The sequence below is a fragment of the Pseudomonas sp. FYR_2 genome (assembly GCF_043106425.1).
In the GTDB taxonomy this organism is placed as follows: Bacteria; Pseudomonadota; Gammaproteobacteria; order Pseudomonadales; family Pseudomonadaceae; genus Aquipseudomonas; species Aquipseudomonas monteilii.
In genome coordinates this window covers 326322-340226 of record NZ_JBICMM010000012.1, presented here as the reverse complement: position 1 = coordinate 340226, position 13905 = coordinate 326322, and the positions used below count along the sequence as shown (strand labels likewise).

General features: G+C 63.9%; 17 protein-coding genes. 8 read left to right on the top strand and 9 right to left on the bottom strand.

Annotated features, from left to right (window positions below):
• Positions 1–132 precede the first annotated feature (132 nt).
• On the top strand, positions 133–570 hold the full coding sequence (locus ACF8R4_RS03470) for a DoxX family protein (RefSeq protein WP_104833758.1): 438 nt from the start codon (positions 133–135) through the stop codon (positions 568–570).
• Here the strand turns inward: ACF8R4_RS03470 and ACF8R4_RS03465 are convergent.
• Entirely contained in the window at positions 567–2057 is a 1491-nt protein-coding gene (locus ACF8R4_RS03465; protein WP_392491694.1) for a YifB family Mg chelatase-like AAA ATPase, read from the bottom strand. The genes ACF8R4_RS03470 and ACF8R4_RS03465 overlap by 4 nt on opposite strands.
• A 257-nt stretch (positions 2058–2314) precedes the next feature.
• On the opposite strand from ACF8R4_RS03465, the gene ACF8R4_RS03460 reads away from it, so the two are divergent.
• Positions 2315–4333, top strand: coding sequence for a DUF4034 domain-containing protein (locus tag ACF8R4_RS03460; protein WP_392491692.1), 2019 nt, complete (start codon positions 2315–2317; stop codon positions 4331–4333).
• Position 4334: 1 nt separating this feature from the next.
• Here ACF8R4_RS03460 and ACF8R4_RS03455 read toward each other — a convergent pair whose 3' ends face one another.
• Both ACF8R4_RS03455 and ACF8R4_RS03450 read right to left on the bottom strand, forming a co-directional pair.
• Positions 4335–4688: a gamma-glutamylcyclotransferase family protein gene (locus tag ACF8R4_RS03455; protein WP_060498165.1), complete on the bottom strand. Its 354-nt coding sequence runs from the start codon at positions 4686–4688 to the stop codon at positions 4335–4337.
• Positions 4689–4955, bottom strand: a complete 267-nt coding sequence (locus ACF8R4_RS03450; protein WP_060498175.1) for an accessory factor UbiK family protein — start codon at positions 4953–4955, stop codon at positions 4689–4691.
• Positions 4956–5326: 371 nt separating this feature from the next.
• Here ACF8R4_RS03450 and glnK point away from each other — a divergent pair, with 371 nt between their 5' ends.
• The 3 genes from glnK (at position 5327) to sutA (ending at position 7802) form a co-directional block, all read left to right on the top strand.
• Positions 5327–5665, top strand: coding sequence for a P-II family nitrogen regulator (gene glnK / locus ACF8R4_RS03445; protein WP_002555808.1), 339 nt, complete (start codon positions 5327–5329; stop codon positions 5663–5665).
• Between the two features lie 46 nt (positions 5666–5711).
• The gene (locus tag ACF8R4_RS03440; protein ID WP_019096449.1) at positions 5712–7043 is read left to right on the top strand and encodes an ammonium transporter; all 1332 of its coding nucleotides are present in this window, start codon (positions 5712–5714) and stop codon (positions 7041–7043) included.
• Between the two features lie 429 nt (positions 7044–7472).
• Positions 7473–7802 carry a transcriptional regulator SutA gene (sutA, locus tag ACF8R4_RS03435; protein WP_060498164.1) on the top strand — a complete coding sequence of 110 codons (330 nt, stop codon included), beginning with the start codon at positions 7473–7475 and terminating at the stop codon, positions 7800–7802.
• Between the two features lie 99 nt (positions 7803–7901).
• On the opposite strand, the gene ACF8R4_RS03430 is transcribed toward sutA, so the two are convergent.
• Genes ACF8R4_RS03430 through ACF8R4_RS03405 form a run of 6 tightly spaced genes read right to left on the bottom strand, consistent with a single transcriptional unit; the run spans position 7902 to position 12521 of the window.
• Complete coding sequence (locus ACF8R4_RS03430) at positions 7902–8597, bottom strand: HAD family hydrolase (protein WP_104833759.1); 696 nt, start codon at positions 8595–8597, stop codon at positions 7902–7904.
• Entirely contained in the window at positions 8594–9493 is a 900-nt protein-coding gene (gene xerC / locus ACF8R4_RS03425) for a tyrosine recombinase XerC (RefSeq protein WP_060498162.1), read from the bottom strand. Before xerC ends, ACF8R4_RS03430 begins: the two co-directional genes overlap by 4 nt.
• Complete coding sequence (locus tag ACF8R4_RS03420) at positions 9493–10203, bottom strand: DUF484 family protein (RefSeq protein WP_016712636.1); 711 nt, start codon at positions 10201–10203, stop codon at positions 9493–9495. Before ACF8R4_RS03420 ends, xerC begins: the two co-directional genes overlap by 1 nt.
• Before the next feature lie 13 nt (positions 10204–10216).
• Complete coding sequence (dapF, locus tag ACF8R4_RS03415) at positions 10217–11047, bottom strand: diaminopimelate epimerase (RefSeq protein WP_060498161.1); 831 nt, start codon at positions 11045–11047, stop codon at positions 10217–10219.
• Between the two features lie 4 nt (positions 11048–11051).
• Entirely contained in the window at positions 11052–12299 is a 1248-nt protein-coding gene (gene lysA / locus ACF8R4_RS03410; protein ID WP_060498160.1) for a diaminopimelate decarboxylase, read from the bottom strand.
• Between the two features lie 9 nt (positions 12300–12308).
• Positions 12309–12521, bottom strand: a complete 213-nt coding sequence (locus tag ACF8R4_RS03405; protein WP_164525196.1) for a lipoprotein — start codon at positions 12519–12521, stop codon at positions 12309–12311.
• Between the two features lie 252 nt (positions 12522–12773).
• Between ACF8R4_RS03405 and cyaY the strand changes: the two genes are divergently transcribed.
• The 3 genes from cyaY (at position 12774) to rnk (ending at position 13889) form a co-directional block, all read left to right on the top strand.
• Positions 12774–13106: an iron donor protein CyaY gene (gene cyaY, locus ACF8R4_RS03400; RefSeq protein WP_004375540.1), complete on the top strand. Its 333-nt coding sequence runs from the start codon at positions 12774–12776 to the stop codon at positions 13104–13106.
• A gap of 1 nt (position 13107) precedes the next feature.
• Entirely contained in the window at positions 13108–13332 is a 225-nt protein-coding gene (locus ACF8R4_RS03395; RefSeq protein WP_013974742.1) for a DUF1289 domain-containing protein, read from the top strand.
• A gap of 146 nt (positions 13333–13478) precedes the next feature.
• Entirely contained in the window at positions 13479–13889 is a 411-nt protein-coding gene (gene rnk, locus ACF8R4_RS03390; RefSeq protein ID WP_016712630.1) for a nucleoside diphosphate kinase regulator, read from the top strand.
• Positions 13890–13905: the final 16 nt, after the last annotated feature.

Sequence of the window (13905 nt, the reverse complement as noted above, 5' to 3'; positions counted from 1 at the left end):
TTTGCCGGCCCTTTCGCGGGCTCGCCCGCGAAGAGGCCAGTAGCCTTAACATCCATCTCAGCACACTTGCGCAATCAATCACCGGGGATTCGGGCAATGCTCCCGTGGTAATCGTTTAGCGAGCCCCTTGCCATGCCCCGCCTGAAAACCTTCCTTGACCCCCAATCCCCAAGCCTGAGCGCCACCGGCCTGCTCTTCATGCGGGTAATGGCCGCCTTGCTATTACTGTTTATCCATGGGCTCCCCAAGCTGCTGGACTGGAGCGGTGAATTGCAGCGCATAGAAGACCCATTCGGGTTGGGCGCACCGCTGACCTTGGGGCTGGCGGTTTTTGCCGAGGTGGTTTGCCCACTGTTGCTGCTTTTGGGTGTTGCCGCGCGCCTGGCTTGCCTGCCGGTGCTGGCAGTGTTGCTGGTGGCGCTGGTGGTGGTGCACCCGGACTGGACGCTAGAGCAGGGGCAGTTTGCCTGGTTGCTGGTGGCACTTTACGGCGGGTTGGCGTTGACTGGGCCTGGGGCGTATTCGGTTTCCGGGTATTTCTGCCGGGGCAAAAAAGCCCCGGCAATCTAACTGCTCCCCGGCCGGTACTGCAGGGCCTCGGCTAGATGAGCCCGGCCAATCGCCTCGCAACCCTCCAGGTCTGCCAACGTTCGTGCCACCTTCAACAAGCGGTGTGCCGCCCGCAACGATAAGGTCAATCGCTCACAGGCACCCTCCAGCCAGGCCTGGTCTGCTGGAGTCAACTCACAGTGGCGGCGCAACCCCTCGAGGTTGAGAAACGCATTCGCGCACCCTTGGCGCCGGTGCTGCAGTTCCCGTGCTTCAGCCACCCTGACGGCCACATCGGCACTGGTCTCGCCGCAGGGCTGGTTGTTCAGGGTGGTGCTTTCGCGGGCCACGGTCAGGTGCAGGTCGATACGGTCCAGCAGCGGCCCGGACAGCTTGTTGCGGTACCGTGCGATCTGCTCGGTGCTGCACCGGCAGCGGCCTGTGGGGTCGCCCAGGTAGCCGCAAGGGCAGGGGTTCATGGCAGCCACCAGCTGAAAGCGTGCCGGGAAGCGCACCTTGTCGCGGGCCCGGGCAATCACGATTTCGCCCGATTCCAGCGGCTCGCGCAGCACTTCCAGCACACGCCGTTCGAACTCTGGCAGCTCATCCAGAAACAGCACGCCATGGTGGGCCAGGGTGATTTCGCCCGGTTGCGGTCGGCTGCTGCCTCCGACCAGTGCCGGGCCGGAGGCGGAGTGATGAGGGTGGCGAAACGGCCGTTGTGGCCAGCTATTCAGCGGTGCATGCCCGCTGACCGACTGAATGGCCGCTACTTCCAGCGCCTCGTGCTCGTCCAGCGGCGGCAGCAGCCCGGGCAGGCGGCTGGCGAGCAAGGTCTTGCCGGTGCCCGGGGGGCCTGTGAACAACAGGTTATGTGCACCGGCCGCTGCCAGTAGCAAAGCCCGTTTGGCTGCCAGTTGGCCCTGCACTTCGCTCAGGTCCGGGTAGGGGCGTTGATGCAGGATCAGGCCATTGGCAGCGTACGGTGGCAGCGGCACCTGGCCATTCAGGTGGGCGACCAGCTCCAGCAGGTGCCCCACTGCATACACCGCCAGTCCACCCGCCAGGCTGGCTTCCTCGGCATTTTCCCGTGGTACCACCAGCGCCCGGCCTGCCTCTCGCGCCGCCAGTGCCGCGGGTAGCACGCCCTGCACCGGGCGCAACTTGCCCGACAGCGCCAGTTCGCCCAGGCATTCGACTTCGGCGAGGGTGGCAACCGGCACCTGGCCGTCGGCAGCCAGTATGCCCAAGGCAATGGCCAGGTCGTAACGCCCGCCATCCTTGGGCAGGTCGGCAGGGGCAAGGTTCTGGGTAATGCGCCGCTGCGGGTAGTTCAGCCCGGAGTTGACGATGGCGCTGCGCACCCGGTCCTTGCTTTCCTTGACGGTGGTTTCCGGCAAACCGACCAGGGTGAGATGGGGCAGGCCATTGGCCAAGTGGGTTTCAACGCTGACTGCCGGTGCCTGCACACCCACCTGGGCGCGGCTATGGACGAGGGCTAGGGACATGGACGCTCCGTTGTCGCTGGAAAGGGCCGCTTCCTGCGGCTGGGCCAAGGATAGCCAGCTCCGTGCCTGGGTGGCGCAAGAAGTGTGCGTCATGGTTTTTCAGGGCAGGGACTTTCCCTGTATTTTCAGGCAGATTGGCAAGAATGGATCCAATTACCTTTGCGCAGGTGCCCGCGATGGCTTAGTGTTGTTGGGCAACTGCCGTTGCCATGGGATGGCATCGCGGCTTCTTTCAAATGGACTTGAGGTATTGCTCCGTGCAAACGCTCGCCCGCACGCGCCAGGTTATCCGCGAACTGGTGCAGGCCAATTCATTCATAGAGCTCACCCGCTTTTTCGACAGCCTCGAGGCGCAATGGCACCAAGCCCCGCCCGGCGAGTTTCCCGCCTACATGGCGGCCCTCGAGGGGCACATGCTGGTCGACCTGGGCAGCCAGGGCGACAGGGCGCTGAGCCAGGTGCTCAAAGCCTGGATCGACGTCTGCCCCAAGGCCTACCACCCGCAGGTGGTAATGGGCCTGCATTGTTTTCATCGCGCCTGTCAGGTGCAGGGCGGCGGCCAAAGCAACGCGGCACGCGTGCTGGCCGTCGAGCAGATGTGTGAACGCGCGACGGCGCACTTGCTCCGCGCCATGGACCGTTCTGCCCAGCCTGTGGCAGCGGCCATTGGTATGCTGCGCATCAGTGCGCAATTGCGCGAGCCCGGCTGGTTGGTCGAACTGTTCCAGGGTCAGCCCGCACGCTACAGGCCCAGTGCCCATACCGATGTGGAGGTGCAGGAGGCTGCGGCCCCACTGCTGGTGAAGCATGGGTTGCTGCCCCTGGCCGAATTGCCACTGGCATTGCCGGCATGCCTCAGCAGGCGAGTCGATCACGAGAACGAAGCCCCCCGCTATTACTGGCTGCGCCATGCGCTGGTTGCCCGCCCGGGTTGCTTCGAAGCGATCCAGGCCCTCGCCGAATACTTGCTGCCCCGTTGGGGCGCCAGCTTCGATGCGCTGGAGCTATTGGCCAATGGACCGTTGTGCGAGGCGTGGGACGAAGCGTTGCGTAATGCGTTGCGCTGGATGGCCGTCGAAGACCGGCTGAAACTGCCCCATGGCGACCAGTTGCAGGCCGTCGCGGATTGGCAGCAGCTGTTCGACGCCTGGTTGCAACGCTCGCTAAGGCCCAGGGAGCGCGCTGTCGTGTTGGCTTGGCGAGCCGCGCTGCGCAGCAGTGCCTTGCAGGACGCTGTCGGTGGTATGCGCGACTTTACCGCGAGCTTTGCGTGCAACGCCGATCACGGCGCAATCCGCGCCATGGGCGTGCCGTTTCGCTGTCTGGTCGAGCTGATACTGCGCGATGGCATGGCAGATGAACAACAGCTGTTGCGCACCGCCATCGAGCGCCTGTGTGACGGTCGCTTGCATGCTGGCGCCAGTGCACTGCGCGCTGTCGGGCATCGCTTCGGCCTCTGGGGGATGCCGCGCTCGGCCGAGCAGGCAAGGGTATGGTCGCAGGTGGCGGTGAAACTCCAGCGCGCGGGCCAGGTATCGGGCCTCGAGGTGCTTGGCGCGGCGCGGCTGCTGTGGGCTGCCAACCGGCATGAGCTGGCCTGTTACCTGTATGAGCGCTGTGCCGAGCTGAACCTGCCGGGGGCTGCCCTGGGACTGTACGAGCTGCACAGCGGCGGCCTGAGCAACACGCCGGCGCACTATCTGGATGACGAGGCGGCAGAGCACTGGCTGCTGCGTGCGGTGGAAACAGGCAGCCGGCAAGCCAAGTACAACCTGGCCTGCTTGCGCATGGAGGGTGATGAGGACCTTAACGAGCGCAGTGCCATGCTGGCCGTCAGGTGCCTGCTGGTCGACGCGCTGGGCAATGCACAAACCAATGCACGCGCGCGCTTGCACCTGGGGATTCTGTTGCGCCAGTTTGGCCAAACGCAGGAACGGGCCGAAGCGGTCGCCTACCTGTCGAGCCTGGTCGAGCACCCGGACCCGTGGATTGCCGGGCGTGCCAGCGCCGAACTGGGGCTGGCCTGGATGCAGGGGCGCGGCACCCGCAAGCAGAGCCGTTTTGCCGCCATCGAATGGGCCAACCGTGCGGCCGCTTTGCAGCCAGGGGATTCGGCCATCGAGGATATCCAGGCCGAGATACTCAATTCACACAACCGGGTGAAAACCCTGTTCACTCAGTGCGGTGCGGCCCTGTTTCGCGGCACTCTGCATGCCAGTGAGCTACCGCCGAAACAAGCGGCATCCCGGCTACCTCGATTACGGGCCTCGGCCTGATTCAGGCGCGCACATAAACCCAGGCAGTCAGGCCCGAGGCAAGGGTGACGGCGACACGCTTGTAGTCGGCGACTTCATAGCGGTCTGCTGCCGCCAGCTCTTCTTCGCTGATCTGGAAGACCATGCCGGCCACGCTGTCATCGGCCTGGCTGCTGGGGGAAACGATGGGGTGACGGGATTTGCCGCTGGCCGCCAGTACGGCCGGGTCGGTGATCTCGACCCAGTCCTGGCGGTAGCCCGGCATGCGGTCGGCCTGGCCGTTCAGCTCACGGCCGAAGTTGGCCAGTTGCACGGCCTTGTCCTGCAAGGTGCCGTAGGAAAACAGCAATACCGGGTAGGCGCTGGAGGGCTGCATTCACTCATCCTGTGGGGTCGGGTTCAGCCGTGCTTCCAGCTCGGCTACTTGTTTTTCCAGGGTCTCGAGGCGTGCGCGGGTGCGCGCCAGCACGACCATCTGGCTGTCAAATTCATCGCGGCTGACCAGGTCCAGCTTGCTGAAGGCACCTTGCATCAGCACCTTGAACTGGCTTTCCAGCTCTGCGCGGGGCTGGGCGGTATCGCCGCTGAACAGGCGCGAGGCCTGGTCGCTCAGGGCATCGAGAAGGGCTTTTGGCGCGAGCATGGGGCTGTCCACTGAAACTGAGAATGGCCGGCAGTGTAGCACGGGCCATGACGCGGCTTGGGGCCACACGCCTGCACGTTTTTCGCGCAGCGCGGCCTGCCGGTGCGCACCGAAATTGTGCATGTTTTCCATGCTGGCGACTGGCCAATCCCGACTGATTTGCATAACCCACTGTTTTCCGGTGCTTTGCCCGAACTGGCAAGGTTTCTGCAAAGACCTGTACGAGCCATGCACTGATGCAGTTCCTTGTGACCAGGCAGTGCGCACGCGGAGCCGGATGCCGACGACGCGTTACAAAGCCAACCGCTGCGCTTAGACTTGAGACGGGTTTGTTTTCCTGGGGCAAGTCCACCAAATCGGGAGAGAGTTTCATGAAGCTAGTCACAGCCATCATCAAGCCGTTCAAGCTGGACGACGTGCGCGAGTCGCTGTCGGAAATCGGCGTGCAGGGCATCACCGTCACCGAAGTCAAAGGTTTCGGTCGCCAGAAGGGCCACACCGAGCTGTATCGCGGTGCTGAATATGTGGTCGATTTCCTGCCCAAGGTGAAGATCGATGTCGCCATCGATGACAAGGACCTTGATCGGGTAATCGAAGCCATCACCAAGGCAGCCAACACCGGCAAGATCGGTGACGGCAAGATTTTCGTGGTGAATCTGGAGCAGGCGATCCGCATCCGTACCGGCGAAACCGATACCGACGCGATCTAAGCAGCAACAAAGCCTCACCAAACCCAAAGCCCCAGGAGAAAACAACATGACTCTGCGTAAGATCGCAGGGCTAGGAGCCCTATTGTCCCTCGTAATGCCCGGGCTTGCCCTGGCAGAGGAAGCTGCCCCAGCGCTGAACTCCGGCGACACCGCTTGGATGCTGACCGCAACGGCGCTGGTGCTGTTCATGACCATTCCGGGCCTGGCCCTGTTCTATGGCGGTATGGTGCGCTCCAAGAACGTGCTGTCGGTGATGATGCAGTGTTTTGCAATCACCGGCCTGATGAGCATTCTCTGGGTCGTCTACGGCTACAGCATGGCCTTCGATACCACCGGTATGGAAAAGGGCGTGCTCAACTTCAACTCCTTCGTCGGCGGCTTCTCCAAGGCCTTCCTCAGTGGCGTCACGCCCGAGAACCTGACGTCGGCCACCGCGCTGTTCCCTGAGGCGGTGTTCATCACCTTCCAGATGACTTTCGCCATCATCACCCCGGCGCTGATCGTGGGTGCCTTCGCCGAGCGCATGAAGTTCTCCGCGATGCTGGTGTTCATGGGCATCTGGTTCACTTTGGTGTACGCGCCGATCGCGCACATGGTGTGGAGCGGTGACGGTGCACTGATGTGGGACTGGGGCGTACTGGACTTCGCGGGCGGCACCGTGGTGCACATCAACGCCGGTATCGCAGGCCTGGTCTGCTGTCTGGTGCTGGGCAAGCGCAAGGGCTACCCGACCACCCCGATGGCCCCGCACAACCTGGGTTACACCCTGATGGGCGCCGCCATGCTGTGGATCGGATGGTTCGGCTTCAACGCAGGCTCCGCCGCTGCCGCCAACGGCACCGCCGGCATGGCCATGCTGGTTACCCAGATCGCCACTGCCGCTGCTGCACTGGGCTGGATGTTCGCCGAGTGGATCGGCCACGGTAAGCCAAGTGCCCTGGGCATTGCCTCGGGTGTGGTTGCCGGCCTGGTCGCCATCACCCCGGCTGCAGGCACCGTAGGCCCGATGGGCGCCCTGGTGATCGGTCTGGCTTCGGGTGTGATCTGCTACTTCTGCGCCACCACCCTCAAGCGCAAGCTGGGTTATGACGACTCGCTGGACGCCTTCGGCGTGCACGGTATCGGCGGCATCATCGGTGCCATTCTCACTGGCGTGTTCGCAGCTCCGGCGCTGGGCGGCTTCGGCGCCGTCACCGACATCGGCATGCAGGTCTGGATCCAGGCCAAGGGCGTGATCTTCACCGTGGTCTACACCGCCATCGTTACCTACGTGATCCTCAAGGTGCTGGATGTGGTGATGGGCCTGCGGGTCAACGAAGAAGAAGAGTCGGTCGGTCTCGACCTGGCTCAACACAACGAACGCGGCTACAACCTGTAACTGCGACGCGGTAAAAACTTGCCCGGCTTGCCGGGCATTTTTTTGCCAGATTTTTAGCATTTCCCGCACGGCAAACGGTTTATCCAACACGTTCGCGACGTAGGTAGAAAACTTACAAGTCGTAGGGCATTTATGGTGCTTTGCTTTTTCCACGGGCGCGCTAGAATGCGCGCCGAAGGGTGTTTTACGAGTAGTCCACACACTTCTCCAGCCTTTGCTAGGCTTGCCAATAGCGTGTGGCCAGCAGGGGCTAATGGATTTGTCAGGTCCTGCCAGGAGCAGGGCCTGCTGGGTGCCGCCTCCCATCAGGAGCGCCGACCCAAGGGCAGTGGCCTAACCCACGGCCAGTTGAATTTTCACTGGTGGCTGCCGGTCTACGGCTGCACTGGTCTATAACTAACCTGCTTTTCGCAAGTCATGAGGTAGAACATGAGCGACGACGATCTGGAAAACGACGACCTCGAAGTAGGCGACGAAGACGAGGGTGATGAAGGCCTCGACGCGGCAGCTGACGACGGCGCCGAAGACGCTGGCGATGACGACAGCAGCCCGGCACCCACTGCCAAGGGCAAATCCAAGGCGGCGGTCTCGGTAGACGAGATGCCGAGCATGGAAGCCAAGCAGAAAGAGCGTGATGCACTGGCCAAGGCGATGGAAGAATTCCTTTCTCGCGGTGGCAAGGTGCAGGAAGTCGAGGCCAACGTGGTCGCTGACCCGCCCAAGAAGCCGGACAACAAGTACGGCAGCCGCCCTATCTGAGTGGCTGATCGCAAAAAAGCCCGCCGTCGCTGCGGGCTTTTTTGTGCCTGCGGGTTATGGGTTGCCTGTGCCCGCGAATGGGCCGCGTAGCGGACCCTGTCAGCGCCAGCGCGAAAGGACGTCGGGTAACTGCGACAGCCGCTGGATCTCGGCATCCGGCGCCTGCTCACCCGCCCAGGCCTTGCCCTGTGGGTTGAACCACACTGCCCGCAGTCCGGCGCGTTGGGCGCCGGCAATGTCATCGCCAGGGTGGTCGCCGATGTGCACAGCCGCGCTGGCGTCCACTTCGCCACGGCGAAGGGCTTCCAGGAACGGGGCCGGGTCTGGCTTGCCGATGCCAAGGTCCTCGGCGCACAGGGCAAAGCGGAAGTAGTCCGCCAGCCCCAGTCGGCTTACGTCGGCGTTGCCGTTGGTAACCACACCCAGGGTGTACTGATGGCGCAAGATCTCCAGCACCGGCTGCACCTCGGGGAAGATCTCCACCTGGTGGCGAGCATGCAGGAACACTTCAAAGCCTTCATTGGCCAGCTCCTGCGCATGTTTTTCGCTGTAGCCGACCTCTTCCAGGGCATGGAACAGCACCCGCCGGCGCAGGGCGCTGATGCGGTGCTTGAGGCCGGGCTCGGCCTGCACCAGGCGCTCGCGGATAGCAAACAGGTGCTCTACCGGCACACCGCCCAGGATCGGGGCGTTGGCTTCCAGCCAGTCGCGCAGCACGACTTCTGCACTGGCGATGACCGGCGCGGTGTCCCACAGGGTGTCGTCAAGGTCGAAGGTGATCAGCTTGATGCTCATGAGTCTGTGCCTTTGCTGCGTTTGGCCCGAGGGTGGGCGCTGTCGTACACCGCGGCCAAGTGCTGGAAGTCCAGGTGGGTGTAGATCTGGGTGGTGCTGATGTCGGCGTGGCCGAGCAGCTCTTGCACCGCGCGCAGGTCCTGAGACGACTCCAGTATATGGCTGGCGAAGGAATGGCGAAGCATGTGAGGGTGCAGGTGCTGGCCCAGCTCGCGTTCGCCGGCTGCCTTCACCCTTCGCCGAACGTCCCGGGGGCTGATGCGGTTGCCGTTGCGGGTGATGAACACCGCGCGATCGCGCGGGTTACCGATGCCGCGCAGGCGATACCAAGCCTGCAACGCCTCGCGTGCCTTGCGGCCCACCGGCAGCACGCGTGCCTTGCCGCCTTTGCCCAACACCTGTACCAGGCCGGCGGCCAGGTCGAGGTGATCGAGGTCGAGGTTGGTCAGCTCGGACAGGCGCAGGCCCGACGAGTAGAGCAGTTCCAGGATGGCGTGGTCACGGCGGGCGAAGAAGTCGTCGTCGACGCCGCCATCGAGCAGCTGCTGGGCACGGTCGGTGTCCAGCACCTTGGGCAGCCGTCGCTCACCTTTGGGCGCGCTCAGGCCGGAAGCCGGATCGTGCTGGCACAGGCCTTCGCGGATGAGGTAGCGGTACAGGCCGCGTACTGCCGAAAGTAGCCGTGCCAGGCTGCGCGAAGACTGGCCGTGGTGGTGCAGGCGGGCGATCAGCTGGCGCAACGGCTGGATCTGCAGCGTTTGCCAGTCGGCAATGCCGTGCTCTTCGCAGTAGGCCATGACCTTGTTCAGGTCGCGACGGTAGCCCAGCAGGGTGTGCTCCGACACCTGGCGCTCGTTGCGCAGGTGTGCGCAATAAGCCTCCAGTTGGCGCTCCATCAGCGTACCGGGCGCAGGGTTTGGGTCACGCGTGGCACAACGCGGCCGAGCACCTCGGCAATGTAGCCGAGGAACAGGGTACCGACGCTGCTCTTGTAGTGTTGCGGGTCGCGGCTGCCGATTGCCAGCACCCCATGCAGCCCTTGGTACTCAAGGGTAGCGACGGCGCTGGAGCCCACTTCCCGGCGCTGTTCCTCACCGAACAGAAAGGCCAGCTCGTGCTCGCGCAGGTTGCCACTGACCGTCTTGCCGCCGCCCAGCAGGGCTCCGATGGCTTGTTGCGCTTCGGTGTTGCTGACCCAGCGCCCGACCGGCGCGACGTTGTCGCCGAACAGGATCAGGCTGACGAAGGGCACCTGGAACTCCTGGCGCAGGCTGTCCTCGACGGCCATCACCACTTCTTCCAGGCTGCCGGCATCGAGCAGGTCCAGGATCAGCCGGCGGGTCTTGTCGAACAGCCGGTCGTTGTCGCGGGCCACGTCCATCAGTTGCGACAGGCGATGGCGCATCTCGATGTTGCGGTCACGCAGCAGCTTCAGCTGGCGCTCAACCAGCGAAACGCTGTCGCCACGCTGGTGCGGGATGCGCTGCTCGATCAGCAGCTCGTCGTGCTCGGCGAAGAAGGTGGGGTGGGCGCGCAGGTAGGCGACCACCGCTTCGGCATCGAGCTCGACGGACTGCGTGGGTACAACCTTGGGCTGATCGGTCATGGCGTTTACTCGCTTAGAGACGAACCTGTCCTTCGTAGACGCGTACGGCCGGGCCGGTCATCAGCACGGGCTTGCCGGGGCCGGCCCATTCGATGTGCAGGCGGCCGCCGGGCAGATCGAGGGACACCGGGGAGTCCATCCAGCCTTGGCTGATTGCCGCCACGGCTGCGGCGCACGCGCCGGTGCCGCAGGCCTGGGTTTCGCCCGCGCCGCGCTCCCACACGCGCAGGTTGGCGCGGTGGCGGTCGATGACCTGGATGAAGCCGGCATTCACCCGCTGCGGGAAGCGTGGGTGGTTTTCGATCTTCGGGCCCAGCTCATGCACGGGGGCAGTCTGCACGTCGTCAACGCGCAGCACCGCATGCGGGTTACCCATGGACACGGCGGCAATCGAATACAGCTGGCCGTCGACGTCCAGTGGGTAGCTCTGTGCTTGCGCGTCAGCGATGAAGGGGATTTCGGCAGGGATGAAGCGCGGAGGGCCCATGTCGACACTCACCTGGCCGTCGTTCTGCACGTCCAGCACGATGATGCCGCTCTTGGTTTCCACCCGAATGCGCTTTTTCGCGGTCAGGCGCTTGTCCAGCACGAAGCGGGCGAAGCAACGCGCACCATTGCCGCACTGCTCGACCTCGGAGCCGTCGGCGTTGAAGATGCGGTAGCGGAAGTCCACTTCCGGGTTGTTCGGCGCCTCGACGATCAGCAACTGGTCGAAGCCGATACCGGTGTGGCGGTCACCCCATTGCTTGGCATGCTTGGGCTGGATGTGCGCGTGCTGGCTGACCAGGTCGAGGACCATGAAGTCGTTGCCCAGCCCATGCATCTTGGTAAAACGCAGCAGCATGGGCTTACTCCGGCAGCAGGCTTTCGCCAGCGTACAGTTCGGCGATGGTCTCGCGGCGGCGTACTTCGAACGCCTGGTCGCCGTCGACCAGGATTTCAGCGCAACGGCCACGGGTGTTGTAGTTGGAGCTCATGACAAAACCATAGGCGCCCGCGGACTGTACGGCCAGCAGGTCACCTTCGGCCAGGTTCAGTACACGGTCCTTGCCCAGGAAGTCCCCGGTCTCGCAGATCGGGCCGACCAGGTCGTAGGCACGGCCTTCACCGGCGCGTGGTTTGACCGCACTGACACCCATCCAGGCCTGGTACAGGGCCGGGCGGATCAGGTCGTTCATGGCCGCATCGATGATGGCGAAATCTTTGTGCTCGGTGTGCTTGAGGTATTCCACGCGGGTCAGCAGCACGCCAGCGTTGGCCACGATGTAGCGGCCCGGCTCGAACACCAGGGCCAGGTCGCGCGTGCCTACGCGTTCGCGGATGGCCTTGATGTAGTCGGCCACCAGCGGCGGCTGTTCATCGCGGTAACGCACGCCCACACCGCCGCCCAGGTCCAGGTGGCGCAGGTGGATGCCGCATTCGGCCAGGCGGTCGACCAGCACCAGCAGGCGGTCGAGGGCGTCGAGGAACGGCTCTACGGTGGTCAGCTGCGAGCCGATGTGGCAGTCGACACCGACCACTTCCAGGTTCGGCAACTGCGCGGCGCGCACGTAGATGGCCTCGGCGTCGGCAATGGCGATGCCGAACTTGTTTTCTTTAAGGCCGGTGGAAATGTACGGATGGGTACCGGCGTCGACGTCCGGGTTGACCCGCAGCGACACCGGGGCCACCTTGCCCATCTCGGCGGCCACCACTTGCAGGCGCTCCAGCTCGTCGGTGGATTCGACGTTGAAGCAGTGCACGCCCACTTCCAGGGCGCGGCGCATGTCTTCGCGGGTTTTGCCAACGCCCGAGAACACCACGCGGTCAGCGCGCCCGCCAGCGGCCAGCACGCGCTCCAGCTCACCGCCGGAGACGATGTCGAAGCCTGCGCCCAGGCGCGCCAGTACGTTCAGCACGCCCAGGTTCGAGTTGGCCTTGACCGCGAAGCACACCAGGTGCTCGGCGCCTTGCAGGGCGTCGGTGTAGCTGCGGTACTGGGCCTCGATGTGGGCGCGCGAGTACACGTAGGTCGGGGTGCCGAACTGTTCGGCGATGGCCGACAGGGCCACCCCCTCCGCGAACAGCTCACCGTCGCGGTAGTTGAAAGCATTCATCTGGTTTCCTTACTGCGCAGGCGACTGCTCGGGCTCGGACGGCAGCTCGGGCTGCTGTCCTTGTACCGGGGCCGGCTTGGCTTTTGGCTGGTGCTGATGTGCCTTGTGCGCTTTGCCGTTATCGCCGTCTTCAGGCAGATACAGCGGGCCCTTCTGGCCGCAGGCAGAAACGAGGCAGGCAACAGCGACCAGCGCCGCGAAGGAGGAAATCAGGCGCTTCATGGGTGAAATCCTTAGAAAATGCAGTATTGCGCCCGAGTATACCGAGCGACCGGCGGCTTGCCTATGCAAGGGCCGGTCAGCCGGACGGAGCAGCAGAAAACTGCAAGTTCTAGGCTTCAAGCGGCAAGAAAAGGCTGCCAGGTGTAGGCTGAGCTTTTTCTTGCCGCTTGAAGCTAGCAGCTTGCAGCTGGCGCTTTGTGCCCGTATCTTGCCCGGCTTGCCTGTAACGCAGCCAATTTCGAGGTTCCTGCAATGAGTTTGAGTGAAGCGCGTTTCCATGATCTGGTCGACGCGACCCAACAGGCCCTGGAAGACCTGTTCGACGAGAGCGGCCTGGACCTGGACATGGAGAACTCCGCTGGTGTCCTGACCATCAAGTTCGACAATGGCAGCACGCTGATCTTCAGCCGCCAGGAGCCGCTGCGCCAGCTGTGGCTGGCCGACCGTTCCGGCGGTTTCCATTTCGACTACGACGAAGAAAGCGGCAAGTGGGTGTGCGAGAAGAGCGAGGAGCTGCTGGGCGAAATGCTCGAGCGCATCGTCTGGGAGCGGGCCGGCGAGAAGCTGGACTTCGACGAGATCTGACATGAGCAGCACCCAGGCCCGGCCGCCCAAGCCGCTCTACAGCAACGTCAGCCCCGCAGTACCGTCGCCCTGCATCAGTGTTTGCCGGCTGGACGAACAGCGGGTCTGCACGGGTTGCCATCGGCATGTCGAGCACATCCGCGAATGGCGTTCGGCCGATGACGAACGGCGCCGGCAGATCTGCCGCGAGGCACAGGCCCTGCGCGACCAGGCTAAGGCACACTGAACGCAGGGGCTTGAGTATTTGCCCGGCTGTGGTAACGTCGGGTTCTGCGTCGGTGACGCCAAAGCCTTCTCAAACCCCGCCCTTGGGCGGGGTTTTGCTTTATCTGCACGATGAAAACCGCCTGTTCAAAGGAGTCTGACTGGATCATGAGCACCAAGCCTTCCCTCATCCTCACCCGATTGGACGTACAACGTCTGGAGCGTCTGATCGACAGCCTCGACGAGAGTACGCCGGGTGTGCTCGCCCTGCAGGACGAGCTGGACCGCGCCGAGCAGGTGGTCGGTCACGAGGAAGTGCCGGCAGGCGTGGTGACCATGAATTCCCGCGTGCACTGCCGTGAGGAAGCCAGTGGCAAGGACTACCACCTGACCCTGGTGTACCCGAAGGATGCCGGGCCGGAAGGCAAGGTTTCGATCCTGGCGCCGATCGGCTGTGCGCTGCTGGGGCTGTCGGTGGGCGAGCAGATCGACTGGCCGGCACCGGGCGGCAAAACCCTCAAGCTGAAGCTGCTGGAAGTGGAATACCAGCCGGAAGCGGCGGGCGATTTCGACCTGTAAGGGTCAAGGGGTCGCA